The sequence below is a fragment of the Aeromonas sp. R4-2 genome, from assembly GCF_040908295.1.
GTDB lineage: Bacteria > Pseudomonadota > Gammaproteobacteria > Enterobacterales > Aeromonadaceae > Aeromonas > Aeromonas veronii.
In genome coordinates, this window is record NZ_JBFODL010000013.1 from 2501 (window position 1) to 15989 (window position 13489).

The 13489-nt window shown below is 60.9% G+C and carries 13 protein-coding genes (1 of these 13 only partly in view); 8 read left to right on the forward strand and 5 right to left on the reverse strand.

Features of this window, described 5'->3' with window-relative positions:
* Together rapA and rluA are read left to right on the forward strand one after the other, a co-directional pair.
* Positions 1-2502: the 3' portion of an RNA polymerase-associated protein RapA gene (rapA, locus tag AB5Y99_RS09755; protein WP_368209602.1), read on the forward strand. 366 nt of this gene lie to the left of the window's left edge; only the last 2502 of its 2868 coding nucleotides appear in the window; the start codon falls outside the window, past its left edge; the stop codon is at positions 2500-2502.
* 115 nt (positions 2503-2617) lie between these two features.
* On the forward strand, positions 2618-3274 hold the full coding sequence (rluA, locus tag AB5Y99_RS09760; RefSeq protein WP_042081022.1) for a bifunctional tRNA pseudouridine(32) synthase/23S rRNA pseudouridine(746) synthase RluA: 657 nt from the start codon (positions 2618-2620) through the stop codon (positions 3272-3274).
* Between the two features lie 60 nt (positions 3275-3334).
* Here the strand turns inward: rluA and AB5Y99_RS09765 are convergent, their stop codons facing one another.
* The 5 genes from AB5Y99_RS09765 to treR form a co-directional block, all read right to left on the reverse strand.
* Positions 3335-3523 carry a hypothetical protein gene (locus tag AB5Y99_RS09765; protein WP_005336040.1) on the reverse strand — a complete coding sequence of 63 codons (189 nt, stop codon included), beginning with the start codon at positions 3521-3523 and terminating at the stop codon, positions 3335-3337.
* Between the two features lie 120 nt (positions 3524-3643).
* Positions 3644-4243, reverse strand: a complete 600-nt coding sequence (locus tag AB5Y99_RS09770) for a sugar O-acetyltransferase (RefSeq protein WP_368209604.1) — start codon at positions 4241-4243, stop codon at positions 3644-3646.
* Positions 4244-4246: 3 nt separating this feature from the next.
* Positions 4247-5908: an alpha,alpha-phosphotrehalase gene (gene treC, locus AB5Y99_RS09775; protein WP_368209606.1), complete on the reverse strand. Its 1662-nt coding sequence runs from the start codon at positions 5906-5908 to the stop codon at positions 4247-4249.
* 67 nt (positions 5909-5975) lie between these two features.
* Positions 5976-7406, reverse strand: a complete 1431-nt coding sequence (gene treB, locus AB5Y99_RS09780; RefSeq protein WP_042052735.1) for a PTS trehalose transporter subunit IIBC — start codon at positions 7404-7406, stop codon at positions 5976-5978.
* Between the two features lie 192 nt (positions 7407-7598).
* The gene (gene treR / locus AB5Y99_RS09785; RefSeq protein ID WP_323894396.1) at positions 7599-8546 is read right to left on the reverse strand and encodes a trehalose operon repressor TreR; all 948 of its coding nucleotides are present in this window, start codon (positions 8544-8546) and stop codon (positions 7599-7601) included.
* Between the two features lie 137 nt (positions 8547-8683).
* On the opposite strand from treR, the gene AB5Y99_RS09790 reads away from it, so the two are divergent.
* The 6 genes from AB5Y99_RS09790 (at position 8684) to AB5Y99_RS09815 (ending at position 13410) form a co-directional block, all read left to right on the forward strand.
* Complete coding sequence (locus tag AB5Y99_RS09790; protein ID WP_159157724.1) at positions 8684-9634, forward strand: AEC family transporter; 951 nt, start codon at positions 8684-8686, stop codon at positions 9632-9634.
* Between the two features lie 172 nt (positions 9635-9806).
* Positions 9807-10001, forward strand: a complete 195-nt coding sequence (locus AB5Y99_RS09795) for a heavy-metal-associated domain-containing protein (protein ID WP_005348755.1) — start codon at positions 9807-9809, stop codon at positions 9999-10001.
* A gap of 130 nt (positions 10002-10131) precedes the next feature.
* Positions 10132-11190, forward strand: coding sequence for an L-asparaginase 2 (ansB, locus tag AB5Y99_RS09800; RefSeq protein ID WP_113740412.1), 1059 nt, complete (start codon positions 10132-10134; stop codon positions 11188-11190).
* Between the two features lie 17 nt (positions 11191-11207).
* Positions 11208-11471: a hypothetical protein gene (locus tag AB5Y99_RS09805; RefSeq protein ID WP_368209609.1), complete on the forward strand. Its 264-nt coding sequence runs from the start codon at positions 11208-11210 to the stop codon at positions 11469-11471.
* Positions 11434-12726, forward strand: coding sequence for a hemolysin family protein (locus tag AB5Y99_RS09810; protein WP_159162840.1), 1293 nt, complete (start codon positions 11434-11436; stop codon positions 12724-12726). Before AB5Y99_RS09805 ends, AB5Y99_RS09810 begins: the two co-directional genes overlap by 38 nt.
* An 18-nt stretch (positions 12727-12744) precedes the next feature.
* The gene (locus tag AB5Y99_RS09815; RefSeq protein ID WP_005343012.1) at positions 12745-13410 is read left to right on the forward strand and encodes a DedA family protein; all 666 of its coding nucleotides are present in this window, start codon (positions 12745-12747) and stop codon (positions 13408-13410) included.
* Positions 13411-13489 lie beyond the last annotated feature (79 nt).

Consider the following 13489-nt stretch of genomic DNA (forward strand, 5'->3'; position numbering starts at 1 on the left):
TCCCGCTTTACCCTGCGCTACGAGGCGTTGATCAACCAGCACCAGCGTCGTCGCAACCCGACTCGCGGTCTGGCCGGTGGCCGTGTCAGCCTGATCCCGCACCAGCTCTATATCGCCCATGAAGTGGGTCACCGCTACGCTCCGCGCGTACTGCTGGCCGATGAGGTAGGTCTGGGCAAAACCATCGAAGCGGGCATGGTCATTCATCAGCAGCTGCTCTCCGGCCGTGCTCATCGGGTGCTGATCCTGCTGCCCGAAACGCTCCAGCACCAGTGGCTGGTCGAGATGCTGCGCCGCTTCAACCTGCACTTCTCCCTGTTTGACGAGGAGCGCTGCATCGAGGCGTTTGCCGATGCGGAGAACCCCTTCGAGACCGAACAGCTGGTGATCTGCAGCCTCGACTTCCTGCGCAAGAAGCGTCGTCGCTTCGAGCAGGTGCTGGAGGCCGAGTGGGATCTGCTGGTTGTCGACGAAGCCCACCATCTGGAGTGGAGTGAAGAGGCGCCGAGCCGCGCCTACGAAATGGTGGAAGCGCTGGCCGAACAGGTGCCGGGCGTACTGCTGCTGACCGCTACCCCGGATCAGCTGGGCCACCAGAGCCACTTTGCCCGTCTGCGCCTGCTCGACCCGGAGCGTTTCTACGACTACGAGGCCTTCCTCGCCGAGGAGCAGGCCTATGGTCAGGTCGCGAGCGCCGCGCAAGAGCTGCTGGATGGCGAGACCCTGAGCGATGAAGCCAAACAGATCCTCGCCAGCCAGCTGGAAGGGCTGGACTTGAGCGATGCCGCCGCCCGTCAGCAGGCAGTCGCCAAGCTGCTGGACCAGCATGGCACCGGCCGGGTACTGTTCCGCAACAGCCGCGCCAATATTCAGGGCTTCCCCGAGCGTCACCTCAACGTCTACCCCATGCCGCTGCCGGAGCAGTACAAGACTGCCATCAAGGTGATGGGCATGATGGGTGGCAACGGTGGCGATCTGCAGACCCGCGCCCTGCGCTACCTCTATCCCGAGAAGATCTTCCAGCAGTTCGAAGGTGACAACGCCACCTGGACCCAGTTCGACCCGCGCGTAGAATGGTTGCTGGAGCTGCTGCTCTCAGCCCGTCAGCAGAAGGTGCTGGTGATCTGCTCCGAAGCGGCAACCGCCATCGCGCTGGAAGAGGCGCTGCGCACTCGTGAAGGGATCCGTGGTGCCGTGTTCCACGAAGGGATGTCGATCCTCGAGCGGGACAAGGCCTCCGCCTATTTTGCCCAGCAAGAGGGTGGCGCCCAGGTGCTGCTCTGCTCCGAGATCGGCTCAGAAGGGCGCAACTTCCAGTTTGCCAGCCATCTGGTGCTGTTCGATCTGCCCCTCAACCCGGATCTGCTGGAACAACGTATCGGCCGACTGGATCGTATCGGTCAGCAGAATACCGTCGAGATCCACGTTCCCTATCTGGAAGGGACTGCCCAGCGCGCCCTGCAACTCTGGTATCACGATGGTCTGGACGCGTTCGAGCAGACCTGCCCGACTGCCCGCCCGGTATTCGAAGCGGTACGTGAAGAGCTGTTCGAGCTGCTGGCCGCCAACACCGGCGATCAGGCAGCCCTCGACGCCCTGCTGATCAAGACCCGCGAACTGCACGAGCCGCTCAAGGCCCGACTGGAGCAGGGTCGCGATCGCCTGCTGGAGATCCACTCCAGCGGTGGCGCCGCCGCCCAGCAGCTGGTCGACAAGCTGGCCGCCGAAGATGACGACACTGGTATGATCTCCTTCGCTCTCAAGATGTTCGACGAGATCGGCGTCAATCAGGATGACCGTGGCGAGAACGCGCTGGTGCTGACCCCCGGGGATCACATGCTGGTCTCCAGCTTCCCGGGCTTGCCGCAAGATGGCATGACTATCACCTTCGATCGCAACACTGCCCTGTCGCGTGATGACATGGCGCTGCTCTCCTGGGATCACCCCATGATGCGCGGCGGTATCGACCTGATCCTGGGCTCCGAGATCGGTGCCACCTCGGTCGCACTGCTCAAGAACAAGGCGCTGCCCATCGGCTCCATCCTGCTTGAGCTGATCTTCGTTGCCGAGTCTGCGGCCCATCCCCAGCTCTACCGCTTCATGCCGCCGACACCGATCCGTCTGCTGATGGACAAGAACGGCCAGAATCTGGGTGAAAAAGTGGCGTTCGATGCCTTCAACCGTCAGCTGACTCCGGTCAACCGCCACCTCGGCAGCAAGCTGGTCACCGCGTCCCAACCGGTGATCCACGGTCTGATTGGCAAGGGCCAGGCCATTGCCGAAGAGCTGAAAGCCGGGATTGTCGACAAGGCCCGCACCCAGATGGCGCAGACCCTGCAGCAGGATCTGGATCGTCTGGAAGCGCTCAAGGCGGTTAACCCGAACGTGCGCGACAGCGAACTGGATTATCTGCGCAATCTGCAGGCAGAATTGCACCACCTGATCGATCAGACCCAACTCAAGCTGGATGCAATCCGCTTTATCGTGGTCACCCATAACTGACAAGGTACCGACCGACAGCGGCCAGAACCAGCTCAAACTGGATACCCAAGGCCGCTTTGTCGTGGTTACCCATAACTGATGGGGGCTTGCCCCCACCTTCTGATGCGAGACATTTATGTTTGAATACTCACCGCCTCTGGAACCCTGGCTCGATATCCTGTTCAAGGACAAGGACATCATGGTGGTCAACAAGCCCACTGGCCTGCTAAGCGTCCCCGGGCGCGGCCCCGAGAATGAAGACAGCGTCCTGCATCGGGTAAAACAGCAGCACCCCAAGGCGGCGGCAGCTCATCGCCTCGACATGTCCACCACTGGCGTCATTGTCATTCCCCTCAATCCCAACTCTCATCGGGAGCTGAGTCGGCAATTTCGCGAGCGGGAGACAGAGAAGCACTACCTCGCCTGGGTGTGGGGCGAGCCGGAAGCAGAGTCGGGTCAGGTTGACCTGCCGCTCTGCGTCGACTGGCCCAACCGCCCGAAGCAGAAGGTGGATCACGAGGAGGGGCGTCATGCTCTGACCCTGTGGGAAAAACTGAAAGTGGAGAACGGCAACAGCCTGATCAAGTTGACCCCCATCACAGGTCGCTCCCACCAGCTGCGCGTCCATATGCTGGAGCTGGGGCACCCGATCCTGGGTGACAACCTCTATGCTCATCCGGATGCGCTGGCGGCTGCGCCCCATCTCTACCTGCATGCGGCCATGTTGACCATCAGTCACCCCCGTAGCGGCGAGCGGATGACCTTCGAGGCGCCGGCTCCTTTCCCGGTCTGATCCCGCAAATCGCAGAGATAAAAAAGCCCCCATCGCGAGATGGGGGCTTTTTCATTAGGGTCAGACGCGAATATCGATCTTGCTTCCCAGAGAAGCGCTGGCCGATGTCGGTGCAACCGGCGCTGATTGCGCTGCGTTTTGCAGCAGCTTCAGCGCAGCTTCGCCCTCTTGGGTCTGCTGTTTCTTGGCCAGACTAGCCGTCATCAGAGCAGAACCAAACGACGCATTTGCAGAACTTGATATATCCATAGGGTTCCTCCTGCACTCAACAGTATCGACCAAGCGGCCCCGAACATAAGCACTGAATGCAAAACAATCTGAAAGTCGCTTTTCTATCAATCAGATAGCAATAGCATTCATGGTCCCTGTTCACCGTTGGATGACGCCTTCAAGCTCCTGTGCCGTCATCGGCCGAAGCACCTTGCAAGGGTTGCCAGCCGCCACCACGTTGGCGGGCACATCTTTGGTCACCACCGAGCCTGCGCCTATCACGCTGTTGTCACCGATAGTGACGCCGGGGCAGATGACGACGCTGCCGCCAATCCAGACGTTGTGACCGATCCGCACCGGCTTGCCGAACTCGACACCCCTGATGCGTGGCGCCACCGCCACCGGGTGAGCGGCGGTGTAGATCTGCACCCCGGGCGCCAGCAGCACGTTGTCGCCGATGTGCACCTCGCAGACGTCGAGGATGGTGCAGCCCACGTTGGCGTAGAAGTTCTCGCCGACGAAGATGTTGGCACCATAGTCGCAGAAGAATGGCGAATTGATGGCACACTCCTGGCCGCGGCCACCGAGCAGCTCGTGCAGCAAAGCATCCCGCGCCGGTTTCTCCTGCCAGCTGGTATTGAAGGTGTGATAGAGCCTGCGGCAGCGCTCACGTGCCGCTTTGAGCTCGGGGTCAGCCGCGTCATAGGGCTCCCCCGCCACCATCTTCTGCCACTCGGTACCGCGCACCACCTTCTCCATTACCTACTCCATCAGCCAGATCAGGGATTCATAAGGGCGCAGCATACCCGATTGCGGTCGGGCCGGGCTATCCGGGTAGTTGCCGAGCAGCAGCCGACCTTGCCCGCTTTGCAGCTCGGCAGGCAAGGCAAACTCCACCGGCTCGCCATAGAAGTTGCTCACCACCAGCAGGGTCTGGCCGTTGACGCGACGGGCGTAGGCCCAGATCTGCGGGTGCCCCGTCAGCAGCTCCTGATAATTCCCCTGAGTGAAGATGGGGTGCGCCTTGCGAAGGGCGATAAGATCCCGATAGTGCCAGAACACCGAGTTCTGGTCGGCCAGCGCCGCCTCGGCGTTGATCTCGGGATAGTTGGCGGCAGGCTTGAGCCAGGGCGTTCCTTGGGTGAAACCTGCATTGGCCGCAGCGCTCCACTGCATCGGGGTACGCGAGTTGTCGCGGGACTTGGCACCGAGAATGGCGAGGATCTCGGCCTCGCTCATCCCTTCCGCCTGCTTGATGGCGAAGATGTTGCGACTTTCCACATCCTGATAGTCGTTGATGTGCTGATAGCCGGGGTTGGTCATGCCGATCTCCTCCCCCTGATAGATGTAGGGGGTGCCCTGCAGGCCATGCAGAGTGCTGGCCAACATTTTGGCAGCGACCACTCTGTACTCACCCTCATCGCCGAAACGGGAGACGATGCGCGGCTGATCGTGGTTGCACCAGAACAGCGCCGACCACCCCTTGCCGTGCATGCCACTCTGCCAGTGGTTGAAGATACGCTTGAGTTCGAGGAAATCGAACGGCGCCTTGGTCCACTTGTCGCCGTTGGGGTAATCCACCTTCAGATGGTGGAAGTTGAACACCATGGAGAGCTCGGAGCCATCGAGGGCGCCATAGCGCTGGCAGTGTTCCAGCGAAGTAGAGGACATCTCCCCCACCGTCATGGCGCCGACAGGAGCAAACACGTCGCGGCTAACATCCTGCAGGAATTCGTGGATGCGCGGCCCGTCGGTGTAGAAGCGGCGGCCATCGCCAATATCGTCGTTCGGGAAGGTCTGATCCTTGGAGATAAGGTTGATAACGTCGAGGCGGAACCCATCCACTCCCTTCTTGGCCCAGAAGTGGATGATGTTTTTCACCTCGGCACGTACCGCCGGGTTTTCCCAGTTGAGATCCGCCTGCTCGCGGGCAAACAGGTGCAGGTAGTACTGACCGGTGAGCTCATCCAGCGCCCAGGCGCTGCCGCCAAACTTGGATTGCCAGTTGTTGGGCACGCTGCCATCCACCGGATCGCGCCAGATGTAGTAGTCGCGGTAGGGGCTGTTCTTGTCCCCCAGCGCCGACTTGAACCAGGCGTGCTCGGTGGAGGTGTGGTTGACCACGATATCCATCACGATGCGGATGTCGCGCGCGTGGGCGGCGGACAGCAGCGCCTCGAAATCAGCCATGGTGCCGTAGGCGGGGTCGATGGCGTAGTAGTCGGCGATGTCGTAGCCGTTGTCCACCTGCGGCGAGACGTAAACCGGGGTCAGCCAGAGGGCATCGACCCCCAGCGTCTTGAGGTAATCGAGGCGGGCCATGCTCCCCTTGAGATCACCGGTGCCACGGGCGCCGGAATCCTGAAAGCTCTTGGGATAGATCTGGTAAATCACGGCGCTCTGCCACCAGGGTGTTTGGCTCATGGCTCTTTCTCTTGTCACAAATTGAAAAGGGAGAGGGCGACCCGTTGGGTCGCCCTGACAATCAGATTCAGGCGCTGGCTTCGGCCAGCTTGCCGGCCGCTTGCTGGCGCTTGTAGACCAGCAGGGTCAGCACCACCGGCACCACGATGGCGACCAGCATGGCGAGGGAATAAACGGCCCAGTATTGCGGCTGGATGGAGAGGATGCCCGGCAGGCCGCCTACTCCGATGCCGTTGGCCATCACCCCGGCGAAACCGCAGATGAGGGCTGCAAGGCTGGAGCCCACCATGGCGCACAGCATGGGGAACTTGTACTTGAGGTTGATTCCGTACATGGCCGGTTCGGTCACCCCGAGGTAGGCGGAGATGGCGGCAGGTACCGAGATCTCCCGTTCGTTCTCCTTGCGGCTAATCAGAATGATGCCCACTACGGCAGATGCCTGAGCGATGTTTGAGAGAGCGATCAGCGGCCAAATCGGAGTGCCACCCATGCTCTGCATCAGCTGCAGATCCACTGCGTTGGTGGTGTGGTGGATACCGGTAATGACCAGCGGTGCATAGAGGAAACCGAACAGGGCAGCGCCGATGGGAGCGAAGGAGCCAGTCATGGCGGCCTTGGCAGCGAAACCGACGCCATCACCAATCCAGCGACCGAACGGGCCGATAAAGGCGTGGGCCACGATCACTGCCAGCAGCAGCGAGACAAACGGCACAATCACCAGATATAGGTAAGCCGGAATGATCCGCTTGAGGTTGGTCTCCACCCAGGCGAGGAAGACACCCGCCAGCAGCGCCGGAATGACCTGTGCCTGATAGCCCACCTTCTGGATCACGAACAGGCCGAAGTCCCACACCTCGGGAGTCTGCTGGCCGATGCCGTAGGCGTTCATCAACTGCGGTGACACCAGCGTCACCCCCAGCACGATACCCAGGATCTCGGAGCCGCCCATCTTCTTCACTGCAGACCAGCAAACACCAACCGGCAGGAAGTGGAAAATCGCCTCGCCCAGCAGCCAGAGGAAGGCGTGTACCTGAGCCCAGAACTGGCTGATCTCGGTGAGGGTGTGCGTGCCATCGTCGAACATCTTGATGTCGCCGATGACGTTGCGAAAGCCCAGGATCAGACCACCGGTGATGATGGCGGGCAGCAGCGGAACGAAGATCTCCGCCAGATGGGAAATGCCCCGCTCCAGCGGGTTCATGTTCTGGCGCGCCGCCTGCTTGGCGGTCTCCTTGCTGCCACCGCTGACGCCGAGCTGCTCGGTCAGCGCCTTGTACCACTGCTCCACCTCGTTGCCGATCACCACCTGGAATTGACCGCCCTGGGTGAAGCTTCCCTTCACCGCCGGGATGGTTTCGATGGCCTTGCTGTCGGCCTTGGCCGGATCGTTCAGGACGAAGCGCAACCGGGTCAGACAGTGGCTGACGGTGGCGATGTTCTCCTTGCCGCCGATCTTGTCGATCAGGGTGGCAAGCTGCTGTGCGTTGATCTTGGACATGGGTCTTCCCTCTGTGACGCCATTGAATAGTGGTCTGTATCGCCCTTTTGAGCCAGTCTGTCGGCCTGAGCGTTTTTGGTATCGTTCCCATTTAGCATGCCGACAATCTGGCCAGATCGAAATGGGAACGTTCCCAATTCGTGGCGAGCGTCACAGAAAGCGCACTTTTTGTTCAGTCGGAAGTGATGGGGCTCACAGGGTTCGACAGGGGGCGATTGTCACCAGCGGAGGCTGATCCTGCTCAATCTGGCCGAGCAGCTGACGCGCCGCCTGCTCCCCCGCCCCCTTGTAACCAAGATCGAGACTGAGGGCGTTGGGGAAGAGGAAGCTGAGCATGGGGTTGTTGCCAAGGCCGGTCACCAGCACCTCGCTACGCCCTTGTTCTTGCAGGTATTTTGCCGCACCGATGGCGAGGGTGTCGCTGGCGCAGACCAACGCCTGGGTGGAGGGAGTCAGCAGCTCGGCCGCCAGCCGGTAGCCGCTCTGCAGGCTGAGATCGCCGAGGGCGCTGCGCGGGTGCAACCCTTGCTCTGCGCAGTAAGCGAGATAGGCGTCGAGGCGGCGCTGGCCGGTGGTGAGATCCGAGGCATCCACCCCCAGATAGGCGATGTCGCGGGCGCCACGGCTTGCCAGCTGCGCCAGCATGGTGCGCACCGCACCGGCGTCGTCAAAGCAGACCGAGGAGAAACCGGGATGTTCACGGGCGACCAGCACCAGCTTCTCTTTCAGCGACGCCATGGCGGCATAGTCCAAGTCATTGAAGGCGAACAGGATAATGCCATCCACTCCGCGCCGCTCCAGCACCGCCAGATGCTCCTGTACCTTGGCGGGGGAGAACTTGCTCTCCATCAGCACAGCATCGTAGCCACGCTGGTAGAGGGTCTCCAGCATGCCGCGCACCGCCTGATTCTCCGAGCTGGAGTCGAGCCGCGAGACGATGATCCCCACCACCTGCTGGCTCTGGCTGCGCATGGCCCGCGCCGACTTGCTCGGCACGAAGCCGTGCTCGGCGATGATCTGCTCCACCCGCTCGCGGGTCTCCTGCTTCACCTTGGGATCCTGGTTGAGCACCCGGGAGACGGTCGACTTGCCGACGCCACTCAGTCTGGCGATATCGAGGATGGTCAGTTTCTTGTCCATGAATTGGCTCACAGGAGGCTAGGCGGTGGAATTGCCCACATTGTTGTGATTAACCCCTGTGAATACAAGCCCATGGCGTTAGAATGCCCTTTTTGCCCCGCCGTCAGGGTGTGTGGGCACAGCACAGGATGCCCATCATGGATCTGCTGGCCAGTCTGCTCTTCTCCCTCTCCATCACAGGCCCCATCTGCGTGGTGCTGCTGCTCGGCATCTTGCTCAAGCGGTTGGGGCTGCTGCCGGATCCCTTTACCGAATCAGCCTCGCGACTGGTGTTTCAGGTCACCCTGCCCGCTCTGCTCTTTCTCAGTATTCTGGGTACCAACTTCGCCACCATGCCGAGCCTCTGGTTTATCGGCTATGGCCTGCTCGCCACCGTTATCAGCTATCTGGTGCTGGAGCTGCTGGCCGGACGTTTTATCGGGGAGCTGCGGCTGCGCGGCATCTTCGTGCAGGGGAGCTTTCGCGGCAACAGCGCCATTATCGGGCTCGCCTATGTGCAGAACGCCTACGGCCACGAGGGGTTGGGGGCGGCGGCCTTCTATGTCGGCGCGGTGACCGTGCTCTACAACATTCTCGCGGTGATCACCCTCACCCGCAGTCTCGGCGGCGCCACCGGTATCCGCCCCATTCTGCTCGGCATCATCAAGAACCCGCTGATCATCGCCATTGTGGCGGCGCTGCCCTTTACCCTGCTCGGTATCAAGATGCCGCAACTGCTGCTCACCACCGGCAGCTACTTCGCCAACATGACGTTGCCGCTGGCGCTACTCTGCACCGGCGCCTCTCTCAGCCTCGACGCCCTGCGTGGTGGTGCAGCCATTGCGGGCTGGGCCAGCATCATGCGGCTCTGTCTCATTCCGGCTGCGTTCACTCTTGGGGCTGCCCTGCTCGGCTTCAGCCATCTGGAGCTGGGTATTCTGTTCCTCATCAGCGCCACTCCGACTGCCGCCGCCAGCTATGTGATGACCCGCGCCATGGGGGGCGACAGCGTGCTGGCAGCGAACATCATCGCTACCACCACCCTCGGCTCGCTGGTCACTACCAGCCTCGGGGCAACCCTGATGAATTACCTAGGTCTGATGTACTGACCCTGCCCGAAGAAACTGCCACCCTCATCGCCACCACGAACCTTTGCTCGCATGTCACCCATACACCGGCAGGGAGCAACCATGATGAACTATCTGGGTCTTATGTACTGAGGCTTGACCTTGCCGGAGGCGGCAGCTTTAGGCTGGCGCCCATCAACAGAGGAGATATCCCATGACCATCGAACTCACCGTGTCCGGCATGTCCTGTGGTGGCTGCGCCGCCAGTCTGCAAAAAGCGCTGCTGGCCCAGCCTGCGGTCACCACCGCGACCGTCGATTTCGCCAGCAGCAAGGCCTTCATCGAGAGCGAGCTGAGCAAGGCCGAGCTGATCGCTCTGATCGAAGCCAAGGGTTTCTCTGCGAGTTAAATTATCTCCATAGAGGTATAAAACAGGTTAAAAATCTGTACTCACCTGTCTTTTGGTGAGTTTTATCACAGACCCGGGTTATTAAACGGGCAAACTTGCTGCGATTATTCCAACCACAAGGATTTGCAGCATGACCCTACCGATCCGCAAGACCCTGCTCGCCGCCGTCGTCGGCCTGACCCTCTCCCCCATGGCGATGGCGCTGCCCAACGTCCATATTCTGGCAACCGGCGGCACCATTGCCGGGGCTGGCCAGTCGGCTACCCAGTCCAACTACGAGGCAGGCAAGGTAGCCATCGAGACGCTGATCGCCGCCGTGCCCGAGATGAAGAACGTGGCCGATGTGCAGGGTGAGCAGGTGGTGAAGATCGGCTCCCAGGACATGAACGACGAGGTGTGGCTCAAGCTGGCCAAGCGGGTCAACGAGCTGCTGGCCAAGGATGACGTGGATGGCATCGTCATCACCCACGGCACCGACACCATGGAAGAGACCGCCTACTTCCTCAATCTGACCGTCAAGAGCGACAAGCCGGTGGTATTGGTTGGCGCCATGCGCCCCTCCACCGCAATGAGTGCTGATGGCCCGCTCAACCTCTACAACGCCGTGGTGACCGCCTCCGACCCCGCCTCCAAGGGCCGTGGCGTGATGGTGGCGATGAACGACACCGTGCTGGATGCCCGCGACGTCACCAAGACCAACACCACCGGGGTGCAGACCTTCGCCTCCCCCAACTTTGGCCCGCTCGGTTACATCCACAACGGCAAGATCGACTATCAGCGCAGCCCGGCCCGCCTGCACACCAGCAAGACACCGTTTGACGTGAGCAAGCTCGACAAGCTGCCGCAAGTGGGCATCGTCTACAGCTACGCCAACGCCACCGACTTGCCTGCCAAAGCGATGGTGGATGCCAAGTTCGACGGCATCGTCAGCGCTGGGGTGGGTAACGGCAACCTCTACCACACCCTGTTCGATACCCTGGCTCAGGCGAGCAAAGACGGCATCCGGGTAGTGCGCTCAGCCCGCGTGCCGACCGGCGCCACCACCCTGGATGCCGAGATCGATGATGCCAAGTACGGCTTCGTGGCCTCCGGCACTCTAAACCCGCAGAAGGCGCGGGTGCTGCTGATGCTCTCCCTGACCCAGAGCAAGGATCCGGCCCAGATCCAGCGCTGGTTCCAGCAGTTCTGATAAGGGTTGTCTGAACCATGACAAGCAAGGGCGGGACTTCCCGCCCTTTTCCCTCCTGCAATGCTGCCTCGCCCATTACGCCGTTTGGCGGGGCCATCCCTCCCTTTTCCGGTCATCTTTTTCAGCCACCCCAGAGCGCTGTCATCAAATTAGCGAGCCGGATCACCCGCTTTCACAAGCGCATCGCCGCCAAATTCATTACACTGCCAGCGATCTTATCCACTCAAGGAGTGCTGTTGCTGTATGGAAATATTGATCCTGCTGGGATTGATTTTGCTTAATGGCGTCTTCGCCATGTCAGAAATCGCCATCGTCACCGCACGCAAGGCTCGCCTCGGCAAGCTTGCCTCTGAAGGCAACCGCTCCGCCGCCATTGCCCTCAAACTGGGCGAAGACCCGACCCATTTTCTCTCTGCCGTCCAAATCGGCATTACCAGCATAGGTTTGCTCAACGGTATCTACGGCGAATCCCTGCTGGCCCAGCCCTTCTCCCTCTGGTTGCAGGAGTGGGGACTATCCCCCAAGAGCAGCGGCCTGATCGCCACCGTCATAGTGGTGGTGGTGGTTACTTACCTCTCCATCGTGGTGGGGGAGCTGGTGCCCAAGCGGCTCGGCCAGCTCAATGCCGAGCGCATCGCCTGTCTGGTCGCGCGCCCCATGCACTGGCTCGCCACCCTGACCCGCCCCTTCGTCTGGCTGCTGTCGGCCTCTACCAATGCCAGCCTGCGGCTGCTGCGGGTCAACCAGAACGGCAGCGCCAACGTTACCGAGGAGGAGATCCACGCCATGCTGGTGGAGGGCTCTGAAGCCGGGGTGATCGAGGATCATGAACACACCATGCTGCGCAACGTCTTCCGTCTCGACGAGCGCAGCCTCTCCTCCCTGATGGTGCCGCGCAGCGATATCCGCTATCTGGATCTGGCGCTGCCGCTGGAGACCAACCTGCAGCGACTGGTGGAGTATCGCCACAGCTATTTTCCGGTCTGCGACGGCAACCTGTCAGAATTGGTGGGTATCATCAATGTCAGCAAGGTGCTGCACGCCTATATCAAGGGGGAGCCCATCGATCTGGCTGCCCTGACCCAGGAGGGCAGCCTGCTGCCCGAGACTCTCAACGGCGTCGAGCTGCTCAACCACTTCCGCACCCACAGCGAACAGATGGCGCTGGTGGTTGACGAATATGGCGAGCTGCAGGGGCTGGTCACCCAGCAGGATCTGCTGGAGGCGCTGGCGGGGGATTTCCAGCAGGAGGATGGCGAGGACAACTGGGCCTTCCGGCGCGCCGACGGCAGCTGGCTACTCGATGGCCTGATCCCGCTGCCCGAGTTGAAGGACTGTCTGAAGTTGGTTCGTCTGCCAGAAGAAGAAAAACATCACTATCACACCCTCGGAGGGCTTATCATGCTGCTCCTTGGTCGTGTTCCACAAACCGGAGACCTGGTGACACTGGAACAGTGGCAACTGGAAATTGTTGACATGGATGGCCTGCGCATCGACAAGGTGCTCGCCATGCCCTTGACCGATCAACCCAGCTAACCTGCGGAGTTTGCAAGTATGGAGCAGTTTTACCAACTGGCTCACGCCTTTATGAATCACGATCTGAACACACTTTCCGATCCCAAGATGGCCTTCATGATCTGTGGTGTGATTCTGACGTTTCTGGTACTGGAAAACGGATTCATCCCTACCGCCTTTCTGCCCGGTGACAGCCTGCTGATCCTCACCGGCGTGCTCATCTATCAGGATGTATTGTCTCTCGGGGTGATCCCGCTGTTAATCATGGCTACCTTTGTCGGCACCTGGCTCGGTTACATGCAGGGGCGCTTCCTTGGCCACACCCAGCTCTACCATCGGCTGATGTCCCACGTGGAAGAGCGACACCAGCAGAAGGTCTACCACCTGCTGGACAAGTACGGGATCATCACCCTGATCACCGCGCGCTATATCGCCTTCGTGCGCACCGCCTACCCCTACATCGTGGGTGCCACCGAACTGCCGCAGGGGCGCTTTCTCATCGTCAATCTGATCAGCTCCATCATGTGGATCTGCCCGTTGGTCGGGTTTGGCTACTACCTGAGCCACACCAAGCTGGCCGCCGAATACCAGACCCAGTTCTTCAATATCATCATCTATCTGCCGGTGGCCCTGCTGGTGGGTGGCATGGTGGCGCTGGTCTGGCGCTGGATCAGCAAACGCAGGGCCGCGCAGCCGCGGGATTGACCCCTCGCCCAACGCCCGACCAGAAAGCCCTCGCCAGAGGGCTTTTTTGATCGCCAATTTCGCGCAAATAGCAGAAATA

Coding starts and splice junctions, on each gene's coding strand:
- AB5Y99_RS09765 (WP_005336040.1), bottom strand. CDS start 3,523: ATGGATATATCAAGTTCTGCAAATGCGTCGTTTGGTTCTGCTCTGATG.
- treB (WP_042052735.1), bottom strand. CDS start 7,406: ATGTCCAAGATCAACGCACAGCAGCTTGCCACCCTGATCGACAAGATC.
- rluA (WP_042081022.1), top strand. CDS start 2,618: ATGTTTGAATACTCACCGCCTCTGGAACCCTGGCTCGATATCCTGTTC.
- AB5Y99_RS09795 (WP_005348755.1), top strand. CDS start 9,807: ATGACCATCGAACTCACCGTGTCCGGCATGTCCTGTGGTGGCTGCGCC.
- treR (WP_323894396.1), bottom strand. CDS start 8,546: ATGGACAAGAAACTGACCATCCTCGATATCGCCAGACTGAGTGGCGTC.
- AB5Y99_RS09770 (WP_368209604.1), bottom strand. CDS start 4,243: ATGGAGAAGGTGGTGCGCGGTACCGAGTGGCAGAAGATGGTGGCGGGG.
- ansB (WP_113740412.1), top strand. CDS start 10,132: ATGACCCTACCGATCCGCAAGACCCTGCTCGCCGCCGTCGTCGGCCTG.
- treC (WP_368209606.1), bottom strand. CDS start 5,908: ATGAGCCAAACACCCTGGTGGCAGAGCGCCGTGATTTACCAGATCTAT.
- AB5Y99_RS09805 (WP_368209609.1), top strand. CDS start 11,208: ATGACAAGCAAGGGCGGGACTTCCCGCCCTTTTCCCTCCTGCAATGCT.
- AB5Y99_RS09790 (WP_159157724.1), top strand. CDS start 8,684: ATGGATCTGCTGGCCAGTCTGCTCTTCTCCCTCTCCATCACAGGCCCC.
- AB5Y99_RS09815 (WP_005343012.1), top strand. CDS start 12,745: ATGGAGCAGTTTTACCAACTGGCTCACGCCTTTATGAATCACGATCTG.
- AB5Y99_RS09810 (WP_159162840.1), top strand. CDS start 11,434: ATGGAAATATTGATCCTGCTGGGATTGATTTTGCTTAATGGCGTCTTC.